Raw genomic sequence first — 25,523 nt, forward strand, 5'->3', positions numbered from 1 at the left:
TAATTGCGGATGCAAATGTAAATTAATTTACCTCATTTGCAAAGAAAATTATCAACTTTTTTAGATCACATCACCTAACTCATTCACTCCCAACAATCGTTCTACAGTAAACCCTTCAGCGTGACTCACTCCAATGAGCCTTCCAAGATCTTTTGCCCTGTAATCAACACTGTCAAAAAAGTTCTTACTCGTTATTGGCGTTTCAGGTTCTTCGCTGTTTGGATCATAGAATTGCGAAGAATATGCCTTGATAGCTTCAATCTTTTTATCGATAAATCCGCTGACATCCACCACAAAATCAGGAGTCAAATTCTGCCATTGGATATAGTGATATACCTGTTTAGGTCTCCATTGATTCTGAGACGCACCTTGATGGGTAGTCTGAACCTTTATCAGGCCACTCAAAAAGCAGGCGTCACTGACAAGCTTACTCCCTTTTCCATGATCGATATGTCGATCCTCAACAGCATTACACAACACAATTTCCGGTTGGTACTTGCGTATCATTTCAATAATTTTCAATTGATGTTCCCTATCGTTGACAAAAAAGCCATCAGCAAAGCCTAAATTTTCCCGAGCAGTCACACCAAGTATTTTGGCTGATCGCTCTGCTTCGGTTGCTCTAATGGCCGCTGATCCTCTGGTACCCAACTCACCTCTGGTCAAATCGACAATACCCACTGACTTTCCCAGTGAAATTTCTTTGGCTATGGTTGCACCACATCCCAACTCCACATCGTCAGGATGTGCTCCAAATGCCAGAATATCTAATTTCATTAAAGTGTGCTTTTAAAGTGTCATGTATCGCAATACATTTAATTTATGCTTTTAGTTGTTGAGCTCTTACCTTTGCAACAGCCTGTTCAAAATCAGCAATCAAATCTTTCCTATCTTCAATTCCTACTGAGAATCTTAAAACACGATCACTAATCCCCTGAGCTTCTCTTTCCTCTGCTGTCAATAAGGCGTGTGAGGTTTGAGCTGGCGATAGTATCGTACTCTCAACACCTGCTAAGCTCATTGCAGGTTTTATAATTTGTAATGCATCCAAGAACCTGGAAACGTCGATATCCTCCTTTAATTCAAAGGACATCATACCTCCGTAACCCCTCATCTGCTTTTTAGCAATGGCGTGATCTGGATGTGACGAAAGTCCTGGATAAAACACCTTTGAAATCGCCTGGTTTTTGCTGAAGTATTTCGCAAGCTTTTTAGCGTTTCGATTCTGAGCTTTAACACGAACTCCCAACGTCTTAATACTACGTTCTAGTAGCCATACCGTATAATCACTCAAGGTACCACCTAGGTTTTTAGCTAAGGAATGTATTTGTTGTATATGAGCCTCGCTACCGCATACGGCACCTGCAAGTATATCACTGTGTCCACCTAAATATTTGGTAGCACTGTGAATAACGATATCAACACCAAGTTTAATTGGATTCTGATTTACAGGAGAAGCGAACGTATTGTCAATCATCGACAAGACTCCTTTTGACTTTGCCATCTCGGCTATGGCTTGAATGTCCAACACGGATAATAAAGGATTCGAAGGAGATTCCAAATAGACAACCTTGGTATTAAACTCTAAGGCTCTTTCAAAATCATCGACATTTTTTCCCTGAGCAAAACTATATTGGATTCCAAAACGCTTGAACTCCTCTACTATAAAGTTATGCGTTCCTCCATAAAGCTCCTTTTGAAGCACGACGTGATCACCAGATTTCAGAAATGCAAGTACGGCGGTGCTAATGGCGGCCATACCGCTCCCAAAAATAAGTGCTGATTCCGCAAACTCCAAGGCTGCTAATTTCTTAGCTAATGCTTGTTGGTTTGGTGTGTTAAAATACCTTGGATAGCGTTTTTCATCCACATGCTCAAAAGGATAGGCGGTTGAGGGAAACAGAGGAGAAATTGCTCCTCCAAATTGTTTGTCCTCAAGTTCACCTGCGTGTACACATGTAGTATTGAGTTTAAAGTTTTCCGTTTTCATTAGTTTTTTTTACTTAAAGTTCAAAGTTAAAGCTTTTGTCTTTAAATAAATATCCAACTTACAAGAACATCTGTTATATTATTCCACTATCAATCAATATTTTTCTTCGAATACATTTTCTTAAAGCGCCAGTAACTAATAGCCCCAATTATAAATACAAAGGCTACTGAATAATATACCGAATTTGGTGTAATCACCTTGTCTCCACTCGCATATGAATGTAGCCCAACCAGGTAGAAGTTTACTCCGAAATACGTCATCATAATACTTGCAAAAGCAATAACACTGGCAAAACTAAATGCCCACTTACTTCTTAGTCCGGGCACAAGACGCATATGGATTACAAAGGCATAAACCATGATACTAACCAGCGCCCAAGTCTCTTTAGGATCCCATCCCCAATAACGTCCCCAACTTTCATTAGCCCATTGTCCACCAAGGAAATTTCCTATTGTTAACATCACTAAACCAACCGTCAAGGCCATTTCGTTGATAATAATAAGCTCTTGGACATTAATAGCCATGCGTTTCTTATTTTTCTCAGTGGTGAAAATCATTAGGAACAGGGTAACCAATCCTAAGATCATTCCAAGAGTGAAAGGACCATAACTTCCCACAATTACCGAAACGTGGATCATTAACCAATAACTATCCAAAACCGGCTGTAAATTTGCGATTGCCGGATCGATCCAGTTTAAGTGTGCACCAAACAGTATAATTGCGGTTACAAAGGCTGTTGAAGCCACTGTTAAATCACTTTTACGTCCAAATATTAACCCTAAAGCAGCAGTACTCCAACCTACAAACAAAATACTTTCATAGGCATCACTCCATGGCGCGTGTCCACTGATATACCAGCGTGCAATCAAACCTGCAGTGTGTAGCAAGAAACAAACCAAGAGTGCTACTTTACCTACCTTAACAATGGTTTCATAAATGGAGTTGTTCTTGAATATTTGTAAGATTATGACCGTAAACAATACGATTCCGACAAGGAGATACCACACTAGAAGCTCTTCAAATATGTTGTATTTATTATACTTCAGTTCAATATCAATTTTACGATCAGAAGGCATAACCTCTCCACCGTAGTTTCTTTGGTTTTGCTTGAAAGCATCGAGTAACTTATCCGCTTGATCGTAGTTTCCTGTGCGTTTAGCATTCTCTAAAGTCATTAAATAAAACGATAATGACTTATTGATGAAGTTTGCATAAAGACTATCCTTCACATGGAACTCCCCTTTATGGTAGTCGGTAAGGGAAATCCACTTGTTATTTTCATCTTCAGGCAAGGGGAAAATTCGTAAGATGTTCCCTCCTAAGGCCTGATTTAAAAGTCCTAGTTTTAAATCAAAATTTTTAAAATCCTTCTGAAATTGATTAGGAGTATTTGTGCTATAGGCCTCCTCTAAATATGGGCCTAATTTATAGTCAAGACCTTCGAAAAAGTCGACGGCCTTCAAGTATTCTTGACCCTCTGCTGCGTTAACAATTTTACGAATACTATCATTCTTCTTTGTAATATAGACAAACTCCACATTATACCACAGTGGAGGGTTTTGTAACATGGAGAGCAAAATCTGATTTTCATCCATTCCCATAAATGTTTCAGAACCATGTATTTTACGCATAAGTTCAGAAGCAAAGGTATTTACAGGCTTCATCCTTCCCTCGTAATCCTGAATCACCAAGGCTCCAAATTTGGCAGCGTGTTCTTTACTGACCACAGTGGTTTTCAAAATAGAATCCACCTCATGTTTGGTAGGAGCTCTATGCAGATGTGAATTATCAACTGCCTCTACTTCCTCTTGTTGCACATGGGCATGTTCGTGCTCATCTTTGTTTGGCTCATTTTCATAAACCTGAGCCCACGTATTTCCTACAAGAAACAGCACAAGAATTGCAGTCATTCCCGCTTTCTTAGCCTTAACTTTTTTAAGCATCTTTCCTAATTTTCTAAATCTCGTATTACCAACAAACATAATAGCGATAAGACCTATGTACAACAATGTATATCCAAGATAGGTAATCCAAGTTCCCCACCAATCGTGATTTACAGACAGTATGGTTCCTTTTTCATCTGGATTAAAACTCGCTTGGAAAAAGCGATGTCCGCCATGATCAAGCACGTGGTTCATATAAATATCAAAGTCAAAGGTGCGTTCATCATTAACAGTAATCCTACTCATATAAGAGGAATACCCTTTTTCTGTACCAGGATACTTCTCTGCTATAAAGTCGTTTAGGGTAATACTAAATGGCAATTCTACTTTAATAGAGCCAAAACTTAAGTGGAAATCTAAACCACCAACACTAATGGATTCCGGTTTACTGATAATTCCACTTCCCCCTAATAGACGTACTTGCTTGGTTTCACCATTGGTGGTTACATCCAAAATCAAAGCATCAGCTTGATTCGGCATTTTTTCTTCTGTTTCGACGATTCCGTAGTATCCGTTTACTACAGGATCTGGAAGAACAAATTGCATTCCTGCCATGGAGTATAATGAACGATACATAAGTGGCTGTACACTATCCTTTGTCACCTCTCCTTGAAACTGATCAGCCATTCGCAAATAAGTGCCTTCAAATGGCGGTTCAATAGTACTTAAGGAATCTGTAACGGTTATATTGATTGCCCCTGGGGTGTGCTTGTTTAAAGCAAATAAGATATTGTGAATATTAGTAACTTCTCCTTCTTTAAGGTAATGATCGTGTCGATCTCCTCCTCCGGCTTCAACGATCTTGAGGTGAGTTTCCCCATTTTCATCTTCAATTAGGCCTTCTTCAGCACCTTGTATGAATCCCGCATAGGATATTTTGAAATCCTGTCCATTAAAATCTGACTTCCAAGGCAGGGAAGTTTTACGCCCCATTTTAGAAACCATAATCTCGTCTTCTAACGATTTTCTTTTAGGCTCACCGTCGATTTCACCATCTACAAGTACAGTCACATACTTTTTCTGGGTCAACATATAGTCCACAGTTTGACCTTCTCTTATCGGCATAATGCCTTCATAACCAATATAACGAGTAACCCCTGCACCCACCAGAATTATGATAAATGAAAGGTGAAGCATTAGGACGGGCCAATTTTCTTTTTTAGATAAGTTATAACGTTTAATGTTACCACAGAAGTTGATCACAAAGAATAACATGATCAGTTCGAACCACCAGGTGTTATAAATCCAAATTTTTGAAGTTTCTGTATTGTACCAACTTTCAATAAAGGTACCCATGGCCAAGGCTACTGCAAATACTACAAACAAGATGGCCATTAATCGCGTAGAGAATAGTACTTTCTTAAGGGAGTCTAACATTAGATATGCTGATTTTACCAATTGATTTTCCGATGGCAAAAATAAGGTCTTTTTAGGAGTTTAAACGTTAAATATTCGTTTAATTACATTGGACTTGTGGGGAATCCGACAAAAGTACCCGAAATAGGATCGAGGTAGTTGTAATCCACCAATAATCCAAAATAAAATTCAGGAAATCTAGTCCGTTTAGCTAACCTAAACAAATTTTAAAAGCAGTACAATTTGGCCAAGGTGGTAGGCATCATGTTGTAATATTCCGTGGATATGTTTGTAGTAATCCATCATGTTTGGCCTATACTGTTTCGCTAAATCTTCTTCTTTCACGTTTTCCAGATAAGACATCCAATCTTGTTGGCTTTGTCCTAAGACTTTTACGGTTTTTACCCAAGCATCTTCAGAGGTATCTTCAACCTCTTGAAAATAATTGTTTTCTGGGCTTACCAATTCATCACCATTCACGCGCCTCAAGACATTCTCCCTCCAGCTGATCATGTGATTGACAATCTCCCATATAGTATTACAATTTTTAAGCGGTCTTGACGACGCCATTTCCGCATCAATTTTACAAAGGTTTGCAACAATGGTCACATCCAACCATGGATTGCCATCAAACAAATCTTCAAATAAACTACGAATTCGCATCCCTTCACTTCCTTCCATAAAAATCGATTGAGATGGTTTTAATTTACATGTTTACCTGTGAATAATATACTGTTTTGCCACTATTTAGCACGCTCCTACTCACAGTCCCAACGAAAGTTCGCTACCTGATATCCTAAGGTAGGCCTGTAATTATAATGCCACCATTCAGAAGTAATGGCACCAAAACCAAAGGCCTCCATTCCAGATTTCAAGAGTTTTCTGTTGTCCAAGACCTCAATAGGTAGATCCTGATAGGCATGTCTAGCTTTCCTTCCAAAAAAGTCAAAGGTCGTTCCCATATCGAGTTGCTCACCATCCAAGGTGGTCAAGGTAATATCTACTGCTCCTCCTTTATTGTGGATAGAACCTTTAGCAGGATTTGCAACGTAGGTGGCATTGGGAACAATCTTCCACATTTTCTTTTGCACATCATGAGGTCGGTAACAATCAAAGAACTTAATGCGATATCCTTGCTCCATAAAAGCTTTGTTCGCCTTAAGTAATGCCTTTGCCGTAACGGCACGAACGTAGCACTCCCCACATTCATACACCTGAGCTTTTAAAAAGTTATTCTCTGTAGCATAGCGCATATCATAATCAAAATCATCGCTATAATCCGCCAATCGTACGAAGGTGGTATCCGCAAGTGTGTTTAAATCAGGTACTTGTTTTTTCGCCACCTCAGGAACCTTTACAACAGTGTCCACTACTGCGGTAAGGTCTACAGTTTTAAGCTTCGGCTGCTTAATGGATTTCTTTTGTGACGGCTCCTTACAACCTATAAAGAGACCTACTATACTGAGTACTAAAAACAACTTCATATAAAAACTTATTTATCAAATGTAGAAAAAATTTAGGGACTACCTAAAAGCCCGAACGTCAAATCAAAAATTCAGGACCCCTAATTTTAAACATCTATTAAAAGGAAGGCCAAAATTTTCATTATCCTTAAAAATAAGTGATTTACGTAGATTTAATTGAAGTTAATTAGTTTGTAATAAGTATTAATACGTATATTTGATACGTAAATCACTTACTTATGAATAAAATTATTGTTATCGGAAATGGAATGGTCGGGTATAAGTTCTGTGAAAAACTAGTGAGTTCCGAACGAAGTGATGAATTTGATATCACGGTTTTTGGAGAAGAACCAAGGCCGGCATATGACAGAGTTCATTTGAGTGAATATATGAATGAGAAATCTGCGGAGCAGCTTTTACTTGCCTCGACAGAGTGGTATCAAGAGAACAATATCAAATTACATACTTCTTCTTTGGTGTCAGAAATTGATCCGAAGAACAAACAAATTACCACCTATAAAAATGAAGTCTTCCCTTATGACTCACTTATTATTGCAACAGGATCTTCAGCTTTTATCCCGCCTATTGAAGGACTCGATAAAAAAGGCGTTTTTGTTTACAGAACCTTGGAAGATTTGGACGCTATCAAAACCTACGCAAAACACCTCAAAAAGCAAGGACGAAATGACGCTGTTGTCTTAGGTGGCGGCCTACTCGGTTTAGAGGCCGCAAATGCAGCCAAGGCCTTAGGACTAAACACCCATGTCATAGAGTTTGCTTCACGACTAATGCCAAGACAGCTGGATGATACAGCTAGCGCTTTATTGGTTTCAAAAATTCAACATTTAGGTATAGGTGTACTATTAGAAAAATCCACCAAATCCATCCTAGGAGACTCCTCCATAGAAGCTATGGAGTTTAGTGATAACTCCCAATTAAAATCCGATATCTTAATTATTTCTGCAGGAATACGCCCCAGGGATGAGTTGGCTAGAGCTGCCGGAATTACTGTTGGTGATCGCGGAGGAATCCAAGTGAACAACAGAATGCAAACTTCTGAAAAAGATATTTATGCCATAGGAGAAGTTGCGCTCTACAACCAGTCCATTTATGGATTGGTAGCCCCAGGCTATGACATGGCAAAGGTGGCAGTAGCACAACTACTAAAGGACTCGGAGTCCATCATGAACTCAGAAATCGACATGTCCACTCAATTAAAACTCATAGGGACTGAAGTGGGAAGTTTTGGCGATCCTTTTATCTCAGATGATAGTGTGTCTGTGATTACCTATGAAAACAAGTTCAAGGGCATCTACAAACGAATCAATATAAGTAAAGATGGCCAAAAACTATTCGGAGGAATCCTAGTTGGAGACACCTCAGATTACAATGGTCTTTTCCAATTGTACAGCAACCAAATGAAGCTTCCAGAAAATCCAGAAGACCTCATCCTTGGTTCGCGAGGTTCTCAGACTAGCAGCTCAGCTAATGTGCTAGATTTACCGGATACTGCACAGATTTGTTCCTGTGAGAGTGTCAGCAAAGGACAAATATGTGGATTAATTGCTGATGGTAGTTGTAACAGCCTCTCTGATGTGATAAGCGTAACAAAAGCCACAACAGGTTGTGGCGGATGCAAGCCCATGATTAGTGACCTGGTTAATGGCACTTTAAAATCGATTGGAAAAGAAGTAAAGCAAACTATTTGTGAGCACTTTAATTTTAATAGACAAGAACTCTATGACTTGATCAAAATCAATAAGATCACCACATTTGATCAAGCCTTAGACCTTTTTGGTAATGGATATGGATGTGAAACCTGTAAGCCATTATTGGCCTCTCTTTTTTCGAGCATCTATATGGAAACAGCTAACAGACAAGTCGAAATTCAAGATTCTAACGATCGCTTTTTAGCAAATATTCAAAGAAATGGCACCTATTCGGTTGTTCCCCGTGTTGCAGGTGGTGAAATTACCCCAGAAAAACTGATCGTTCTGGGAGAGGTCGCTCAAAAATTTAACCTCTATACCAAAATAACCGGGGGGCAACGTATCGATATGTTCGGAGCTCAATTACATGAGCTACCTCTTATATGGAAGGAACTTATCGAGGCTGGATTTGAAAGTGGACATGCTTATGGCAAATCATTGCGCACCGTAAAAAGTTGTGTAGGTTCTACCTGGTGTCGTTTTGGAATGCACGAAAGCGTGTCCTTTGCCATTGAAATTGAAAATAGGTATAGAGGCCTGAGGTCACCACACAAACTCAAAGGTGGTGTTTCCGGATGTATAAGAGAATGCGCGGAAGCCAGAGGTAAAGATTTCGGACTTATTGCTGTGGAAGGAGGTTGGAATTTATATGTATGTGGTAATGGGGGCGCTAACCCTAAACACGCCGTACTGCTAGCGCAGCAACTGGATGAAAAGACCTGTATTCAATACTTAGACCGCTTTTTGATGTTTTACATTCGTACTGCAGCACCACTGATGCGAACTGCGGCATGGCTTGAGAAATTAGACGGAGGAATAGATTATCTAAAAAAGGTGATTGTAGAGGATTCTCTAGGAATAGTCACAGAACTAGAACATGAAATGCAAGGCTTGGTAAATCGCTACGAGTGTGAATGGAAAGAGGCCATAGAAGATCCAGAAATGAGTAAGCGCTTTAAACATTTTATCAACTCTGACCATAGTGATGACACCCTAACATTTGTACCCTTACGAGACCAGAAGATGCCCAAGGCATGGACCTAATTAAATCGAAAATCAAGCTTAAACTGACCGTGATTTTAAAATAATTTCAAAACCAAAATGATACACTATGGAACAACTGCTCCAACAATACGACACCGTCCCTCAACACAAAGTTATGCATTGGTTTAAAGTGGGAATAGTTTCTGATTTCCCGGAAAACGCAGGCGCTTGTGTGAAGTACAAATTAAGACAAATAGCTGTCTATAATTTTGGACGAGGTAATCAGTGGTATGCCTGTCAAAATCTGTGTCCTCATAAAATGGAAATGGTTCTTTCCAGAGGAATGATTGGCGATCTTAGTGGAATTCCTAAAGTAGCCTGCCCCTTGCACAAAAAAACCTTCTCTCTAGAAAATGGAGAAAGTTTATGTGGAGATCAACTCAAATTAGCCACCTATCCCGTCAAAATTGAAAATGAAAATGTGTATATTGGCTTTGTAGATTAATTACACCAATAAATGAGTCAAGAAAAATTTCATCAAGCCATTCAACAGATCGATCAACTCAATGCACAGGACCCAAATACTGAGCATTATAAGGGCAATGACTATCCGAAAGAATTGTTATATGCCCAGCGTATGAGTGAGGCCCTTGACCGATTTGAACCCCAGGCCAAAGAAAGCCTTAAAATTGCGGCGCGAGCGCAGCATATTGCACGTTGGAAAATTGATCGCCAGGTTTACCCTATGGATCGTGCAGGATACCTAAGATGGCGTACAGATCTCAAAAAAATGCACGCGGAACTCACGGGGTCAATATTAGATAAAGTAGGCTATGACCCAGAGTTCATTAAAGAGGTAGGTGATTTAATCCAAAAAAAATTACTCAAGAAAAACAATGATACTCAAACCCTTGAAGATGTGGTTTGTCTGGTGTTCTTGGACTATTACTTTGTTGATTTTTCTGAAAAACACACCGAAGAAAAACTCATCAGCATTCTTCAGAAAACTTGGGCCAAAATGTCCGAAAAAGGACAAGCAGCTGCCTTAGCTTTGAACCTAAGCACTCCTACTCGTGCTTTGATCGAAAAGGCTTTGTCTTAGAAATAGAAAACGCAATAGCACGAGGTGATGAATGTGGAGACAAAAAAACTGGATCAGACTACTTTTGTTAGATTGGAAAGACTATTCTTGATCACCATTACTTGCATTGGCATTTGTTTTTTCGTTGGTTATGGCATGGTCAACACTCAGTTAGAGGATCAGGAGAATAACACCGCCTTACTCAACACGACTTTAAAGCAACGGATACTGAGTCAGAAAATAAGTAAAGCGCTGGTCACGACTCCATATAAAACACCAGAAAAAGTAACTAAGGTAGAATTAAGCACCGCTTTAACGCAATGGAAGGGTGTTCACACTTCCTTAATTCACAAATTACAAGATTTAAAAACCCAAGACAGGGAGTTTATCCCAGCATTAGATGAATCTTTCAAAGACTACTATACGGCTGTCAAATCAACTATTGAACAACTTAAGACACCAAGCCAAACTTCTGCAATTCAAACCGAGGTAGAAGGTGTTTTAAAACTAGAAAATAAGTATTTAGGCGAGCTCGACCCGCTTATCAAACTTTACCAAGATCGTATTGAGCAAAATATACAAAGCCTTCAAACCCTTCTGATAGTCCTACTAGCCCTTGGGGTTGTGATGCTTTTAGTTGGCTTTTTCATCATTCTAAGACCAGCAGCAAAATACAGTAGTAAAATCATTAAGGAACTATTATCATCAGAGAGGACTGCTCAAGAGAAAGCGCGAAGTTCTGATATTCTCAGTCAAGAAAAACAACACTCAGTCAATCAGTTACAGACGCTTAATTCCGTAATGGAGCAAAGTTTGCTATATGCTAGAATTGACCCACAAGGATATATCATCAGCGCGGGAAGTAAATTCTCAAGGTTTTTTAATTATAATCCTAATGATACTGAAATTCAATTTTCAGAACTTATAGCCAAAGAAGAAAGGGATCAAGAGTATTTTAACAACATCCTAAGCACCCACAAAAATACAGGTTGGCAGGGAGAGATCCAGGGAAGCAATCCAAAAGGAGAACCGTGTTGGTTCGAGATATCCATCAATCCCTACCATGGAGAAAATAACGACGAGGCTTTGCTTGTAATTTGTTTTGATATTACTCAACGAAAAAAGGCCGAAATGCGGATTAGCCAACTCACCAAAGAACACTTTGAGTTGGAGATGAATCGACAAAAGGAGCTTTCATCCAAAATTATAGAAAATCAAGAACAGGAACAGGACCGGATTGCGAAAGATATACACGATGGTATTGGACAAATGCTAACAGGCCTGAAATTTACCATAGAGAGTGTTCAACCTAACAATATTGAAGCCACAGCGGAGAAAGTCGAACAATTAAAAAACTTGACCTCCGAAATCATCACAGGGGTGCGCAGTGCAACCTTTAACCTGTCACCGCCGGAACTTGCCGACTACGGTATCGCCGCCTCTCTTTCCAAGTTAAGTCAAGAGCTCTCCAAATTTACAGGTAAAGAAATTATCACCACAAACAAAACAGACTTTAATTTACGGCTCGAACCCTTGGTCGAAATCAACATCTACAGAATCGTTCAAGAGGCCGTTAACAACGCTATTAAATACGCAGAATCTTCCCAGATCATAATCAGCATATCTCATAGTGAAGATATGCTAAGTATTGTCATCGACGACAACGGAAAAGGCTTTGATCCGCAGGATGCCCAAACTCAAGATACACACCAAGGCATGGGAATCACCTTTATGAAAGAACGCATTGCATACATCAATGGGCGTTTATACATCTCCTCTAGTGAAAAAGTTGGTACTCGAGTGACTTTAAACATTCCTGTGTAGGTCCATTGCGTCAAAGTACGTATTTTACACTACTTTTGTACTTAGAAACAGATATGATGGGAAAAATCAAACTAATCCTTGTAGATGATCATCCACTAGTTATCACTGGAATCAAAGCCATGTTGGAAGATTCTACTGAATTTGAAATTATCGGTGATGCTAATGATGGTGAACAGGCGTTAGCATTAGTGAAAAACATTGTACCAGATCTATTGGTGCTCGACATTCGAATGCCAAAGCTTACAGGAATTGAAGTTGTTCAAAAATTAAAAGCCCAGGGCTCATCAATAAAAACTTTACTACTCTCCATGCATGATTCAGAAGAATATGTCCTGAATTCAATTAAGGCTGGTGCAGACGGCTACCTACTTAAAGGGGCTACTAAAGAAGAAATAATTAAAGCCTTTCGCATTATTGCAAACGGGGGGAAATTCTTTACCGGAGAGGTTTCCTCAAGTATTATCAGTACTATTATGCATCAAAAACCATTGCAGCCAAAGAACGATTTTAATTTGACCAAGCGCGAATTGCAAATTTTAAACCTGGTATTACAAGGAATGAGCAATCAAGAAATAGCTGATGGATTAGAAATCAGTAAGCGTACTGCCGAAGTGCATCGTTTTAATCTGATGAAAAAAATGGATGTTAAGAATCCTGTGGAACTCGCCAACAAAGCACGTGAGTATCAATTGGCCTAAGGGCTATTCTGAAATTGTGAATTTCTACCCCCTAAATTTTCCGGAAACGCATTTCAAAACGCTGCTGTTTCTAATTTGATAATTCTTCTGAAATAAGCAGTTCTCATTTTTATAAATTAAGTATTTCTACTTAATTTTAATCCAGAAACACGAGTTAGACTGAATATGAATCACAATCAAATTGAGCGCTGATTCGAGCGTGAATATGACTGTTGCAATCCTAGGACACTTTTAGGTTTTGCACCACGCTATGCTTCCGTAGCATTCAATTTATGATTGAGAGGTCTTGTTCAACTGAATTCGAAAAATACAAGCGATCCAACAGCCTAATATCATCAAAATCAAGGGGGTAAATTTAAGAATATCAAAACTACTACCCTCCTAAATTAGGGCATTGGCAAATCGTCATGTGCATGTTCGTATTGTAAAAATATTTATTGAACTTAGTAAAAAATCACACATATGAGAGGGAAAGAAACAGTAAAAACAACGTGTTCCTATTGCGGAGTTGGGTGTGGGATACTTGTCACAAAGGACACTCAAGGCAAGGTCGAAGTTAAAGGAGATCCGGACCATGAGGTTAACCAAGGAATGTTGTGTTCCAAAGGGATGAATTTACATTATGTCGCCAATGATATCTCTGACAGAATCCTCTATCCTGAAATGCGATGGAGTAAATCACATCCGAGAGAACGCGTTGCTTGGGATGAGGCTTTAAAAAGAGCTTCAGCAGTGTTCTCCTCAATGATAAAAAAATATGGACCGGACAGTGTTGGCTTATACATCTCAGGACAGTGTTTAACCGAAGAATACTATATCGCCAATAAATTGACTAAAGGATTTTTAGGCACCAATAACATAGACACCAATTCTAGACTATGCATGAGCTCTAGTGTGGTTGGTTATAAAAACACTTTTGGGGAAGATTCCGTTCCCATATCCTACCAAGATATAGAACTTGCAGATTGTTTTTTACTTGCAGGTGCCAACCCAGCTTGGTGCCATCCTATTCTATTTCGGCGAATCGAAAAGCACAAAGAGCATAATCCGGATGTAAAAATCATCGTGGTTGACCCTAGAAAAACAGATACTGCTAATTTCGCAGATCTCCACCTTCAACTCATACCTGGTACAGATATAGTACTGTATAATGCCATTGGCAGGCGTTTATTAGAGCGTGGACTTATCGACTATGAATTCATCAAAAACCATACAGACAACTATCAAAACTACAGAGAGCAAATACTTTCGGTGAGCTTAAAACAAGCCTCAAGAGTATGTGGAGTACCTGAGAAGGACATCAAAAAGGCTGCGGATATGATCGGTTTGTCAGAAGGATTTATCAGCATGTGGGCCATGGGCCTGAATCAAAGTGTCATTGGGACTGATAAAAATGTCGCGCTGATCAACCTCTCCCTTATTACGGGCCAGATTGGTAAACCAGGGGCTGGACCTTTTTCACTAACAGGGCAACCCAATGCTATGGGCGGCCGTGAAGTCGGTGGTATGGCCAGTTTGCTCGCTGTTCATAAAGAGCTAAGTAACCCTCTACACCGTAAAGAAGTTGCTGACTTTTGGGGCGTCAGTAAGATCTCTGCTAAGCCAGGTTTATCAGCCACCGAAATGTTTGAAGCCCTAGAAAAAGGTGATTTAAAGGCGATCTGGATAATCGGGACTAATCCTCTGGTAAGCATGCCTAATGTACGAAGGGTTGAAAAGGCTTTAGCTAATGCTAAATTCGTCGTGGTACAGGACATTTCTCATAAATCAGACACGACAAAATTTGCCGATTTACTTTTACCAGCTGCCGGTTGGTTAGAAAAACAAGGAACCATGACCAATTCTGAGCGAAGAATTAGTTATTTACCTAAGGTCATCCAAGCGCCCGCAGAAGCACGGCCCGATGTAGAGATTCTTTGCGAATTCGCCGCTCATATGGGCTTTAGAGGATTCAACTATCAATCCAGTGAGGAGATTTACAGAGAATACTGTAAGATGACCAAAAACACGAATATCGATATTTCCGGGCTAAGTTACGATCGACTTAAAACCCAGGGGAATATGCAATGGCCGGTTCCCAGCTTTGCACACCCCGGTACACCAAGACTATTTGTGGACCATAAGTTTTTCACCCCGAATCAAAAGGCTAAATTCAATGTTCCATACAGTGTCAATAACGCCTCTATACCTACCAGCGCTGAATACCCTCTAATTCTGACCACCGGACGTATTAGAGATCAGTGGCACAGCATGACCCGAACTGGAAAGGTGGCGCGGTTACATACGCATTATGCCCAACCCAAAATTGAGATTCATCCTGTGGATGCCTATATCCATCACATCAAGCATGGGGATATTTGTGAGGTAAAAAGTAGAAACGGTAACATACGTCTAAAAGTTAAGATTACCGATGCGGTACGCGAAGGTGTTTTGTTTGTGCCCATGCACTGGGGGAAAATATTACAAAGTGATCTCGGCAGAGTAAACAACCTTACCAACACCATTGTCGATCCTCAATCCAAAGAACCTGATTTTAAATTTACTGCGGTTTCAATATCAAAGTATGTAAAGCCTGTAGAAAAAATCTTAGTTATTGGTGCAGGTGCTGCAGCGTTTCGGTTTATTCAGAATTTCAGGGACCTAAACTCCACGGACGAAATTGAAGTCTTCTCACAAGAACCCCATCCTTTCTATAACCGGGTACTTTTACCAGAATACATCACCGAAGAATTATCATGGGAGCAATTGAAGAAAATAAAGCAGGAGCAGCTCGGTAAACTCAAAATTAAAATTCATCACAACAGCAGTATTGTCGAGGTAGATAAGGTTAACAAAATCGTTGTCGATGTTCATAAAAGACAGTATAGTTATGACAAACTTATACTAGCCACGGGAAGTAGTCCTTTTATTCCTTCAGATGCACAGTTGGAGTTGCCTGGTAGATTTACCATGAGAACCAAAGCTGATGCAGATCGTTTTAAAGAACACCTGAATCATATCCCGCTTCCGACACCACAAAAACATGTCGTTATCGTCGGTGGTGGCCTCTTGGGGCTGGAATTAGCAGCAGCCTTAAAACATCAAGGTTTAAAAATCACCATCATACAAAGATCCTCTCGTCTTATGGAAAGGCAGTTAGATAAAACCTCAAGTACATTACTAGCCTTGGATGTTCAAGAACGAGGAGTTCAAATCTATTTTGACAACGAAGTAAGCACAGTATTTGATTATGCCGAAAATAAAGAATTGGCCATCACTCTTAAAAGTGGAAAAATGTTTACAGCTCATGCCGTGGTATATTCTATAGGAACGCTTCCCAATATTGCGATAGCCAAACAAGCAAAATTAGATTGTGGTAGAGGGGTAAAAGTAAATGAGCACTTACAAAGCTCTGACCCCTCTATTTTTGGAATCGGTGAAATCGCCCAATTTAACAATCAATTATTTGGCATAACAGCGGCAGCCGAAGAACAGGCAGATGTATTGTCTAATTATCTCGCCGGGGACATTAGCAGCGTCTATAATGGTTCTGTACCCATGAATATTTTAAAGTTCAATGACCTCAACCTCTGTAGTATTGGAACACTTAAAGTCCCGGAGAATGATCCCTCCTATGAAGAGATTGTATTTTCAGATTTCAAGAAGCGTTACTATAAAAAATGTATTGTCAAGGATGATCATTTGATTGGCGCCATCCTTATGGGAGATAAAAATGAGTTCGCAGAATTCAAAGAAATGATTTCAAAGGGAATTGAGTTATCCGACAAAAGAAACCATTTGTTACGATCCACCGCCAACACTAAAGAAGTCAAGGGTGCGCTCGTTTGTTCATGTGGTCAAGTGGGACTTGGCAACCTTCAAGAAGCCATCCAAGCTGGCCATACGGATTTTACCACCTTATGTCAGCAGACAGGAGCAGGTCTGGGTTGTGGCAGTTGTAAAACAGAAATAAGAGAACTGCTTAAAAATAAAATCGCACTAATTTAACAGCCATGAAAAAGGATTATTATAGATTGCTGATAAAGGGGGGCGTGCTCTCACCGGGGGAGTTAAAAATGATTGTTAAGCCACTTATGGAGGCGGGATTAAACCATATCAGTTTTGGTTCCAGGCAAGATATTTTATTTGCAACCGACCTATCGGTAAAGGATATAGTGTTTAATGCCGATGTATACTGCATAGACCCACATCAAAAAGAGGTAGAGAATATAGTGTGTTCCTATGCATCCACTGATATTCTAGCAAATACGCCTTGGCTTACCGGTGACCGTTACCTATACATCCTAGAGCAGTTTAAATTCCAACCAAAGCTAAAAGTAAACATCGTTGATCCTCTACAACGATTAGTTCCATTATTTAGTGGCCACATTAACTTTATAGCCTCCAAACACGAGGATTACTGGTATTGCTATCTTCAAATGCCGAATTGGAATTCCCTAGAACTTTATCCCGCATTAATATACAGCTGGGACATTGCTACCATAACCAAAAGTATCGAAAATTTAGTTCAGGAAGAGCTAGAATCCATAGACACCCTTTTTGAACTCATTAACGATAGCATAGAGACTAACAACAGAACCATTGACTGTCCTTTAAACAATCCATTTCAACCCTTCCCCTATTATGAGGGGATGAATAAAATGAGTACTGACAAATACTGGTTAGGCTTGTACTGGCGAAATAATAACTATGATCTCCCATTCTTACTTGCCTTATGTGAGCTTTGTGCGCAGTCCAAAATAGGAAAAATATGCATCACGCCTTGGAAATCCTTTATCATTAAAGGAATCCCTGTAGAGTCCAAATTAAAATGGGAAAAATGCTTAGGTAATCACGGTATTAATATTCGCCATTCTCAACTGGAACTCAACTGGCATCTTCCCGTTGGAGATCCTAAGGCGCTCAAACTGAAAAATTATTTGGTCTCCAAATTGGACAGTTATGATATCAGCACCTATGGCCTTACCATTGGTATATCTATGGACAGTAGCAAGGTGATTCACTTCACTTCCATTGTAATTCAGCGCAATCCTCCGGCACTTGATCAAGCCCATCTCAAACTTAGGGCTACCTATAATTTACGCTTTGCAAAAAATTTCGACCCTAACACCAGGGTCTATATAACCTATGCCATGGATATAGATAAAATGGAATTGCCGGGCCTGTTAATGGAACTCAGTAAACAGTATTTTCAAGGTCTCGATGAGCTCGTAGAAGATTCTGAAAAAGTGATAAAAGTAGCAAACACTCCACAAGCAAAACCCCTTAGTGACCGAACAGTTTATCAGTGCAGTGACTGTCTTACTGTATATGACCAAAACTACGGAGATCCGAGTCAGAATATAGCAAAAAATACTCCATTTGAACTCTTGGCAGAGACTTATCATTGCTGCCTTTGTGAGGCTCCAAAATCAAATTTCAAACCTATACAACAGCCGAGGATCACTACAAATTAATCACGAAGAACTCCTATGGACTCAGTGCTGTGTTTGTCCTCTTAGGATTTTAAAGACATGAAGTAAGTTCGGAAAGACCGCTTGCATGGATTCTCGAGCACCATTAGTAGAGCCTGGCAAGGCCATCACCAAACAATTGCCTATGGTTCCAACGACACTTCTGGATAACATAGCGTAAGGCACCCTTTGTTGACCATAGGCTCTTATAGTCTCTTCGATACCTGGAATTCTCCGTTCTAATAATGGCTCAAGCGACTCAGGTGTGACGTCTCTTAGAGAGAGGCCTGTCCCACCTGTAAAGATTAACAGATGATGATCCTTGGAAAGGCTGCTTGCACGTTGAGAAATGATATTACTTTCATCAGGAATAACTTGATAGTGCTTAACTTTGACTTGATATTTCTCTAATTCAGCAATAATAGCCTTACCGGCGGCGTCTGATTTAGATCCATCCGAGATACTATCAGAGCAAACGACCACAGCTGCGGTAAGCCCACTTGGGTACATTCTTTTATCTGCAACATAAGGATTTTTGCTTTTTATAATTTTAGGAGCTCCAAGAGTTACACTCCCTTTTGGACTAATCAACTGCATAAGGCTTACACCGGCTACCGAAAGACCATACAAGACTTGACTATCTAGAGTCGTTTTGTGTATGGCTTGTATATTGAGCTGATAAACCAAGCTATCCGCAACCCGCTCTTCGGAGAGGGTAATGGCATCAAATGCTGCCATATGCACCCCGGGAATCACTCCAGAGGCGTTCTTTACCGCCAATTCTACGGCGACTTGAACCGAAGCAAATACAGATGCATTGTAAACCTGCCATGCCCTTTCATCCATCTGAATTTCGATCTGTGCGATGGCTACACAATTTGCTGTAATATGATGCCCTATATCGTCCATACTGCTCAAGGAATTAACACCTTTAAATTTTATATTTTCCTATTATTTATTGACCTTCCACTGATGGGTCTGGTCTTGGAATAATTCTTTACCGAATATTGGAACTTCCGATTTGATGCGATTGACAATTTCTTCAGTAGCCTGATACACTCCAGTTCTATGAGGAGAAGAAACAAAAACAAAAAAGCAAATCTCTCCCACTTCTACCCTTCCTATACTGTGGTAAATATGCATACAGTTAAGATCATATTTCGCAAAGGCATCTTCACGAATTTCGTGGAACTTCTCATCTGCCATCGACTCATAGGTCGTATATTCAATTGCAGCCACCGTCTTATCATCCTTGCGATCAGCTCTGATTTGACCTAAAAAGATATTGTGTGCTCCAATAGAGTGTTTGGATTGATGTTTTGCAATAGATGCTGCGATAAACTCTGGAGATATGGCCCCTTCTATAAATACTTTTTTCTTCTTCCGCTCCATATTGTTGTTTTTCCTTTTCGTAAAATTACTGAACTAAATCCAGATATTGAACTTGATCTCCAATTTCAATAAACTCCACATCTTCTGGGATGTATACCAGCACATTTGCCCCAATTAAACTCTGAAGTAAGGACGAACTTTGATTTTCAAATACTTCAAGAATTCCATTAGTGCAGGTACCTCTTAAAAACAAGGCCTTATTCGACCTATTTACAATCCTTTGATCACAAACTCCTATTTTAAAACTAAAGGATGTTTTGCCAAACCTTCGTCTTAAGGCGGGTGTTACATAGACCTGAAAGTTAATAAAGCATGCCGCCGGGTTTCCGGGAAGTCCGAAAATCACTTTATCGCCTTTTAATCCAAAATAAATCGGTTTCCCAGGTTTTTGATTGATTTTATAAAACTGTTCCTCTACATGATTTGCCTCAAATGCCATATGCATTAGATCGTAATCTCCCACGGAAATTCCACCGGTGGCCACTATAAAATCATGGCTTTCAAGAAGCTTTCCAACGGTGGACACACAAGCTTGAACATCATCCTTTACATAATGCAAAGTGACCTGTTCTACTCCAATACTCTTGAGTAAGAATTGTAAAATAAAAGAATTGCTATCATAGGTTTTTGCTTGCTCCCAAGGATCACCGGGTTGCAAAAGTTCATTTCCACTGATCAAAACGGCTACATTTGGCTTTTTATATACCTTTATTTTAGCGACTCCCAAGCCCGCTAAAAAAGAAAGAGCCGCTGTATTGAGTACGACTCCTTTTGACAAGACGACATCACCACGCTTTATGTGTTCTCCTTGAGCCTTGATATTGGTTTTCTGCTGAAAATTAACCACCTGAATGTGTGAGGTCAGATCCTCCACATGCTCCTTCATAATGACCCTATCTGCGTCTCTAGGAACTCTAGCGCCTGTGTAAATTCGGACAGCCTCTCCTTTTTGAAGAGAAACCTCCTCACTTGAACCCGCTTGTATTTCTCCTTTTATAGTGAATTCATTTTCCGCCCATGTTCGCACTGCAAATCCATCCATGGCAGATTGTCTAAAAGGTGGTAAATCGATATCGGACACCACATCTTGGGCTAAAACAAAACCAAGTGCATCAGTGATGCCTAACTCACAAAAATTATTGGATTTAACATGCTTCTCGATAAGGGATAATGCCTGCGCAACAGTAATCATGTGATTCGATTTAGACAAACAAATTTAAGCAATACTTTACTAATCTTTATGTAATTCACATAAAGAAATTCAAGAGTAACCGGTCTTAATTTAACTAATTTTCAATTGGATAAAATCCCAGCTAAGTACACGTTTTATCTACTGCTCAATCCAGTCTATTACACTTTGGTCTGTCGGTAATGTTGTGGGAGAGATCACTTTGGCTAATTGCCCATTTTCATTGATAAGATATTTCTGAAAATTCCATGCAACCTCTGAATCTTCAACCCCATTTTTCTCTTTTTGAGTTAAGAACCTATAAAGGGCGTGCATATCATCCCCTTTCACTGAAATCTTACTCATCATAGGAAAACTAACGCCGTAGTTAGCTTGGCAGAATTCAGCAATTTCTTCATTGCTTCCCGGTTCTTGATTGCCAAAATTATTAGCAGGGAATCCAACAATGACAAAATTTTGATTTTTATAGGTGTTGTATAAACTTTCTAATTGCTCATACTGAGGCGTTAAACCACATTTACTAGCCGTGTTTACAATCATAAGCTTTTTACCTTCCAAGTCACTTAATGCAAAATCTTCTCCGTTAATATCTTTAACGGTAAATTGATAAATAGAAGTGTCATTCATTTCTTTCACATTTTGAGCGCTCACTACGGCTGAGCACCATAACAAGCATAAGACTATTATATTTTTCACAGGTCTATTATTTAAAAACAAGGTACAAAACTTTGCAGAAAAACAGTCTTTAAATACTGCTAAATTTAAATTCTACAATCTTGAGTTAGCAGCAGATAATATTTCACGTACCCTATCTTTCAACGAAATAGGTTCTATAATTGTTGCATAGTCAGCAAACATCAAATACCAACGTGCAAAATCGTTGTCTATATTAGAAGTCATAAAGGTCATCTCTACCTTATCCCCTTTGGGAACTTCTGACAACAAACCATGATAATTTGCATTGCTTTTCATATAACGAGCTACTTGCTTATCAATCAGAAGAACGATTTTCGTTTTTTCATTTTCTGGCCTTTCTACCCTATAATCCTCTATGGGTCCGTGCGTATATAAATAAGGTATTGACGTCCTTTTAATGCGCTTCATTCGGTCAGTTCTAAACTGCCGATAATTCTTTCTAAGATGGCAATACGCCATCAAATACCAATAATTATGCTCGTGGAACAGCCCAACGGCTTCTATACTTCTCTCGCTAGGCGCATCCGCTTCCAACGACTGGTAAATCAAAAATAATTGTTTTTTTTCGGCAATACTCTCGAAGATGATCTCAAGGGCGTCAGGAATGTCCTTGTTAAACAAATTTCGAGATTGATTGATACTAACTTTAGACTCAATGGCATCTATCCAATCACGTTCCCCACCGCGAAGTACGGATTTAATCTTATACATGGCAGATTTAAAGTAGGCCCCCAAGGTATCGTCGGTGAATTGCTCCATGAGTTTCTCCGCAGCCACAAAGCTGCCCGCCTCTTCCCTAGTAAACATCACAGGAGGTAGTCGATAACCTTCCATGATGCTGTAGCCCACTCCGGCCTCACTAACAATCGGAACCCCCGAAGATTCCAAGGTACGGATGTCCCTATAAATTGTTCTTAAGCTCACCTGGAATCGATCTGCCAAATCCTGGGCGCGAACAATTTTTTTGGACTGTAGTTGGATGTGTATGGATACGATTCTATCGAACCGTTTAACGGTTTCATCACTCATAACTGATTGGGCTATAGCCCAAAGATAAAACATCCATTGAAAGTATCGCTCTTCAAAGGTCATGAGTTTCTTTATTATATAATAAGTTAAAAACCCAAGAACCGCCAACACGCGGTCTATACAAGGATTGAATTACAAATGATGTGACTATTCTCATAATGATCTGATTTAAAATACCCTACAAAGGAACACTTCCTTTGTGACAGCCCAATGTCATCATGATTTACATTTTTTTTAATTATTTTTTTCACTACTGACATACCCTTGTCATATACCTCTTATACTTTTGGAGAGAAATCAAAATCACACAAATCTATTTATTATGGAAAATTCAAAAACACAAACCCAACAAGCAACAGTTATGACCCCTAAAGAACTCTTAAACCATTGGCAGGGACATCGTGGGCTTACCAGAAGAACAATTGAGGCCTTTCCAGAAAAAGAATTCTTTACCCATAGCATTGGAGGTATGCGAACCTATGCAAAATTAATTCAGGAAATGCTAGCCATTGCAGGGCCTGGAATTAAGGAAATAGTGGACGGAAAAACTGCAAAATTTGAAGAGTTTGATTACCAAAACAAAAAAGAGAATTATTTAAAAGCCTGGGATGAGACCACAGAGGTTATCAATGAGTATTTCCCTAAAATCAAATTGGAAGATTTTCATAAAAGCATCAAGACCTTTGGTCAATATGAGGGCACAGTCCTCTCCTCCATATTTTATTTCATCGATAATGAAATCCACCATAGAGGACAGGGGTATGTCTACTTAAGGAGTCTTAATATAGAGCCGCCTTATTTCTGGGAACATTAATAAATACTATTTATGCCAGTTTATATATTCAAGACAAACGTCATCAATCAATCACAAGTCAAAGGTTTAAAGTCTAACTTAAATCAATTGGCTCGTAAAAACGAACGTTGGAATTTTGACTTGGAGGATTGCGATAAGATCCTCCGAGTTGAAACCAGGGAACCATCCGCAAAGAAATTTGCCAAAGCCCTTGAGATACAGGGCTTCCATTGTGAAGAACTTTAATAAGATACCAACCACCAAAACTCTGGGGTCAAGACGCAGAAAATACCCAATATTATTCAGTTCTTTGGCCCCATATTTTTTGAGACGGATCCTCTTTATCCTTATGTCAGTCGGCTGTATTCTTGTCTTGAGCACATTATTTGTATTCACGATGGTATTAAAAGATCCTTTTGAAACTTCAGAGGGAAGCACTTACAATACCGAATCTGTTGCAGAAATCAAGGAAAGTGAAAAACAGATGAAAGAGGGAAAAAAGAACTAAAGAAATTTCTAGAAAAAGAGTAATGGTTGTGAATTGCTTTCTCCTAAAAAGCCAAAGAGCATTTAAATGTGCTAAAAAAAACTGGAGACCGAACCATAATGAAAAAATATTCAAGTTGATCGAGAACATTGAAAAACACCCTTTTGAGGGAATAGGAAAACCCGAAGCATTAAAATATGATCTTTCCGGTTTTTGGTCGAAGAGGATCAACTGGGAACACAGGTTGGTTTACAAGGTTACAGATACAGGAGTAATAAAAATATACTGGCTAAAAGGCCATTACTAATTTACTTTTTTATCTCTCTTTTAAAACCCTATCGAGCGAGCATCGCCCTGGTTCTCCAGGCAGACGCATTAAAAAAACCTCGACATTGTTTCTCTACTTTAGGCTGGCTACGAACTGCACGCATTGATAAGGTTGATCGGTGTTAATATAACTTACACCAAGACGGGCAAAGGTTTCCCATGCAGACTTATCATCAGGAGTGGCCCAAAAACGAAATGGCTTTTGATATTTCTGAGCGGTATTTATAGCGTGCTCTATCGCTTCGATTTCATCCGCAGTCATTTCACCGTTTCCATCCCAACTAGAAAATTGACGAAAATTCATACTGATCATCGCTACCTTTTTCATTGCTTGTTCTGAAATAGGTGATAAGTCTTGATGATCAAACCAAATGAAACCAGGATAGCTACTATACTTTTCCGGTTCAGGACGATTTCCGGAGATTACAAAACGGAGTTTATGATGACTTGTAAGTTCAGTGTAATGACTCAATAAATTTACCAAGACATCTAGACTTATAGCAGCCTTCGACTTTAAATCTATTAAAATTTGCAACTGTTGAACTTCCCTAGGGTCTTGAATTTTCTTTGTAGTTCCGTATTGCTCTTGAAGTGGCTTTAAGTATAATTCTTCTAGGGTTCTTTCCTGAATAATTCCACCCTCGTCATGTGTAACATAGAGCACGCCGTTCTTTAAAAACACATCTACCTCTAAACTATTAACTCCACTAGAATAGGCGCTCCAAAATGGGGGATCTTGATTGTAATCATTATGAGAATGTACCATTGTCACTTGAAACTCTTGAGCAAAGATTCCAACAGAAAACAGAAGAAAACAAAAAAATATGACCCGATTATTTTTCATAAACTTACTGCGCAAACCCATTGATCTTTAGTGGATGGGAGGAAAGCAGTAATCCCTTTTTGTTAATAACTATTTTTTATTGACTGGTAATCATGTACCAACTTTTATGAACTTTGTACTATGAAATTGACCTTGAAAATCAAGCTTTTGCCTACCGATCACAAGACCATATTGCTCCTTCAAACCACCAGGGTAGCTAATGCTGCATGCGGTGCCATTTCTGAGGTGGCATGGCAAGAAAAGATTTTCAATAAAGCCAAATTGC

Annotated in this window: 22 protein-coding genes; 11 read left to right on the plus strand and 11 right to left on the minus strand. The window is 39.4% G+C overall.

Translation table 11 applies throughout. The annotated features are described in order from the left end of the window. Positions 1–60: 60 nt before the first annotated feature. From bshB1 to ACN0TV_RS15840, 5 genes are all read right to left on the minus strand, one after another. A complete protein-coding gene (gene bshB1, locus ACN0TV_RS15820; RefSeq protein WP_417364129.1) occupies positions 61–777 on the minus strand; it encodes a bacillithiol biosynthesis deacetylase BshB1 in 717 nt (238 codons plus the stop codon). Positions 778–820: 43 nt separating this feature from the next. Next, the gene (locus ACN0TV_RS15825; protein WP_417364131.1) at positions 821–1,990 is read right to left on the minus strand and encodes a trans-sulfuration enzyme family protein; all 1,170 of its coding nucleotides are present in this window, start codon (positions 1,988–1,990) and stop codon (positions 821–823) included. A gap of 89 nt (positions 1,991–2,079) precedes the next feature. Further along, complete coding sequence (ccsA, locus tag ACN0TV_RS15830; RefSeq protein WP_417364132.1) at positions 2,080–5,310, minus strand: cytochrome c biogenesis protein CcsA; 3,231 nt, start codon at positions 5,308–5,310, stop codon at positions 2,080–2,082. A 195-nt stretch (positions 5,311–5,505) separates the two neighbouring features. After that, complete coding sequence (locus ACN0TV_RS15835) at positions 5,506–5,970, minus strand: DinB family protein (protein ID WP_417364134.1); 465 nt, start codon at positions 5,968–5,970, stop codon at positions 5,506–5,508. Between the two features lie 77 nt (positions 5,971–6,047). Further along, entirely contained in the window at positions 6,048–6,773 is a 726-nt protein-coding gene (locus tag ACN0TV_RS15840) for a M15 family metallopeptidase (protein WP_417364136.1), read from the minus strand. A gap of 218 nt (positions 6,774–6,991) precedes the next feature. Here ACN0TV_RS15840 and nirB point away from each other — a divergent pair, with 218 nt between their 5' ends. The 7 genes from nirB (at position 6,992) to ACN0TV_RS15875 (ending at position 18,504) form a co-directional block, all read left to right on the plus strand. Further along, complete coding sequence (nirB, locus tag ACN0TV_RS15845) at positions 6,992–9,505, plus strand: nitrite reductase large subunit NirB (protein WP_417364138.1); 2,514 nt, start codon at positions 6,992–6,994, stop codon at positions 9,503–9,505. A 67-nt stretch (positions 9,506–9,572) separates the two neighbouring features. Then, positions 9,573–9,950, plus strand: coding sequence for a nitrite reductase small subunit NirD (nirD, locus tag ACN0TV_RS15850; protein WP_417364140.1), 378 nt, complete (start codon positions 9,573–9,575; stop codon positions 9,948–9,950). 12 nt (positions 9,951–9,962) lie between these two features. Next, positions 9,963–10,547: a DUF4202 domain-containing protein gene (locus tag ACN0TV_RS15855; RefSeq protein ID WP_417364141.1), complete on the plus strand. Its 585-nt coding sequence runs from the start codon at positions 9,963–9,965 to the stop codon at positions 10,545–10,547. Between the two features lie 27 nt (positions 10,548–10,574). Next, positions 10,575–12,350: an ATP-binding protein gene (locus ACN0TV_RS15860; RefSeq protein WP_417364143.1), complete on the plus strand. Its 1,776-nt coding sequence runs from the start codon at positions 10,575–10,577 to the stop codon at positions 12,348–12,350. Between the two features lie 53 nt (positions 12,351–12,403). After that, a complete protein-coding gene (locus ACN0TV_RS15865; RefSeq protein WP_417364145.1) occupies positions 12,404–13,048 on the plus strand; it encodes a response regulator in 645 nt (214 codons plus the stop codon). A 462-nt stretch (positions 13,049–13,510) separates the two neighbouring features. Continuing rightward, complete coding sequence (locus tag ACN0TV_RS15870) at positions 13,511–17,035, plus strand: molybdopterin-dependent oxidoreductase (protein ID WP_417364147.1); 3,525 nt, start codon at positions 13,511–13,513, stop codon at positions 17,033–17,035. Positions 17,036–17,040: 5 nt separating this feature from the next. Then, the gene (locus tag ACN0TV_RS15875; protein WP_417364148.1) at positions 17,041–18,504 is read left to right on the plus strand and encodes a rubredoxin; all 1,464 of its coding nucleotides are present in this window, start codon (positions 17,041–17,043) and stop codon (positions 18,502–18,504) included. 21 nt (positions 18,505–18,525) lie between these two features. Here the strand turns inward: ACN0TV_RS15875 and ACN0TV_RS15880 are convergent, their stop codons facing one another. The 5 genes from ACN0TV_RS15880 to ACN0TV_RS15900 form a co-directional block, all read right to left on the minus strand. After that, complete coding sequence (locus ACN0TV_RS15880) at positions 18,526–19,410, minus strand: molybdenum cofactor synthesis domain-containing protein (protein WP_417364150.1); 885 nt, start codon at positions 19,408–19,410, stop codon at positions 18,526–18,528. A 42-nt stretch (positions 19,411–19,452) separates the two neighbouring features. Then, the gene (locus tag ACN0TV_RS15885) at positions 19,453–19,893 is read right to left on the minus strand and encodes a molybdenum cofactor biosynthesis protein MoaE (RefSeq protein WP_417364152.1); all 441 of its coding nucleotides are present in this window, start codon (positions 19,891–19,893) and stop codon (positions 19,453–19,455) included. A gap of 25 nt (positions 19,894–19,918) precedes the next feature. After that, complete coding sequence (gene glp, locus ACN0TV_RS15890) at positions 19,919–21,085, minus strand: gephyrin-like molybdotransferase Glp (protein ID WP_417364154.1); 1,167 nt, start codon at positions 21,083–21,085, stop codon at positions 19,919–19,921. A gap of 138 nt (positions 21,086–21,223) precedes the next feature. Next, positions 21,224–21,778 carry a glutathione peroxidase gene (locus ACN0TV_RS15895; RefSeq protein ID WP_417364156.1) on the minus strand — a complete coding sequence of 185 codons (555 nt, stop codon included), beginning with the start codon at positions 21,776–21,778 and terminating at the stop codon, positions 21,224–21,226. Positions 21,779–21,850: 72 nt separating this feature from the next. Further along, a complete protein-coding gene (locus ACN0TV_RS15900; protein WP_417364168.1) occupies positions 21,851–22,807 on the minus strand; it encodes a helix-turn-helix transcriptional regulator in 957 nt (318 codons plus the stop codon). A gap of 322 nt (positions 22,808–23,129) precedes the next feature. Between ACN0TV_RS15900 and ACN0TV_RS15905 the strand changes: the two genes are divergently transcribed. The 4 genes from ACN0TV_RS15905 to ACN0TV_RS15920 all read left to right on the plus strand — a co-directional run bounded on the left by ACN0TV_RS15905 (position 23,130) and on the right by ACN0TV_RS15920 (position 24,394). After that, positions 23,130–23,621 (plus strand): DinB family protein, encoded by a 492-nt coding sequence (locus tag ACN0TV_RS15905; RefSeq protein ID WP_417364158.1) that lies wholly within the window; start codon positions 23,130–23,132, stop codon positions 23,619–23,621. Positions 23,622–23,633: 12 nt separating this feature from the next. Next, on the plus strand, positions 23,634–23,846 hold the full coding sequence (locus tag ACN0TV_RS15910) for a hypothetical protein (RefSeq protein ID WP_417364160.1): 213 nt from the start codon (positions 23,634–23,636) through the stop codon (positions 23,844–23,846). Between the two features lie 151 nt (positions 23,847–23,997). Continuing rightward, positions 23,998–24,108, plus strand: a complete 111-nt coding sequence (locus ACN0TV_RS15915) for a DUF2683 family protein (protein ID WP_417364162.1) — start codon at positions 23,998–24,000, stop codon at positions 24,106–24,108. A 22-nt stretch (positions 24,109–24,130) separates the two neighbouring features. Continuing rightward, a complete protein-coding gene (locus ACN0TV_RS15920) occupies positions 24,131–24,394 on the plus strand; it encodes a Txe/YoeB family addiction module toxin (RefSeq protein ID WP_417364164.1) in 264 nt (87 codons plus the stop codon). 93 nt (positions 24,395–24,487) lie between these two features. Here the strand turns inward: ACN0TV_RS15920 and ACN0TV_RS15925 are convergent, their stop codons facing one another. Next, positions 24,488–25,180, minus strand: coding sequence for a hypothetical protein (locus ACN0TV_RS15925; protein WP_417364166.1), 693 nt, complete (start codon positions 25,178–25,180; stop codon positions 24,488–24,490). Positions 25,181–25,523: the final 343 nt, after the last annotated feature.

The organism is Galbibacter sp. (assembly GCF_048266365.1).
Lineage (GTDB): Bacteria > Bacteroidota > Bacteroidia > Flavobacteriales > Flavobacteriaceae > Galbibacter.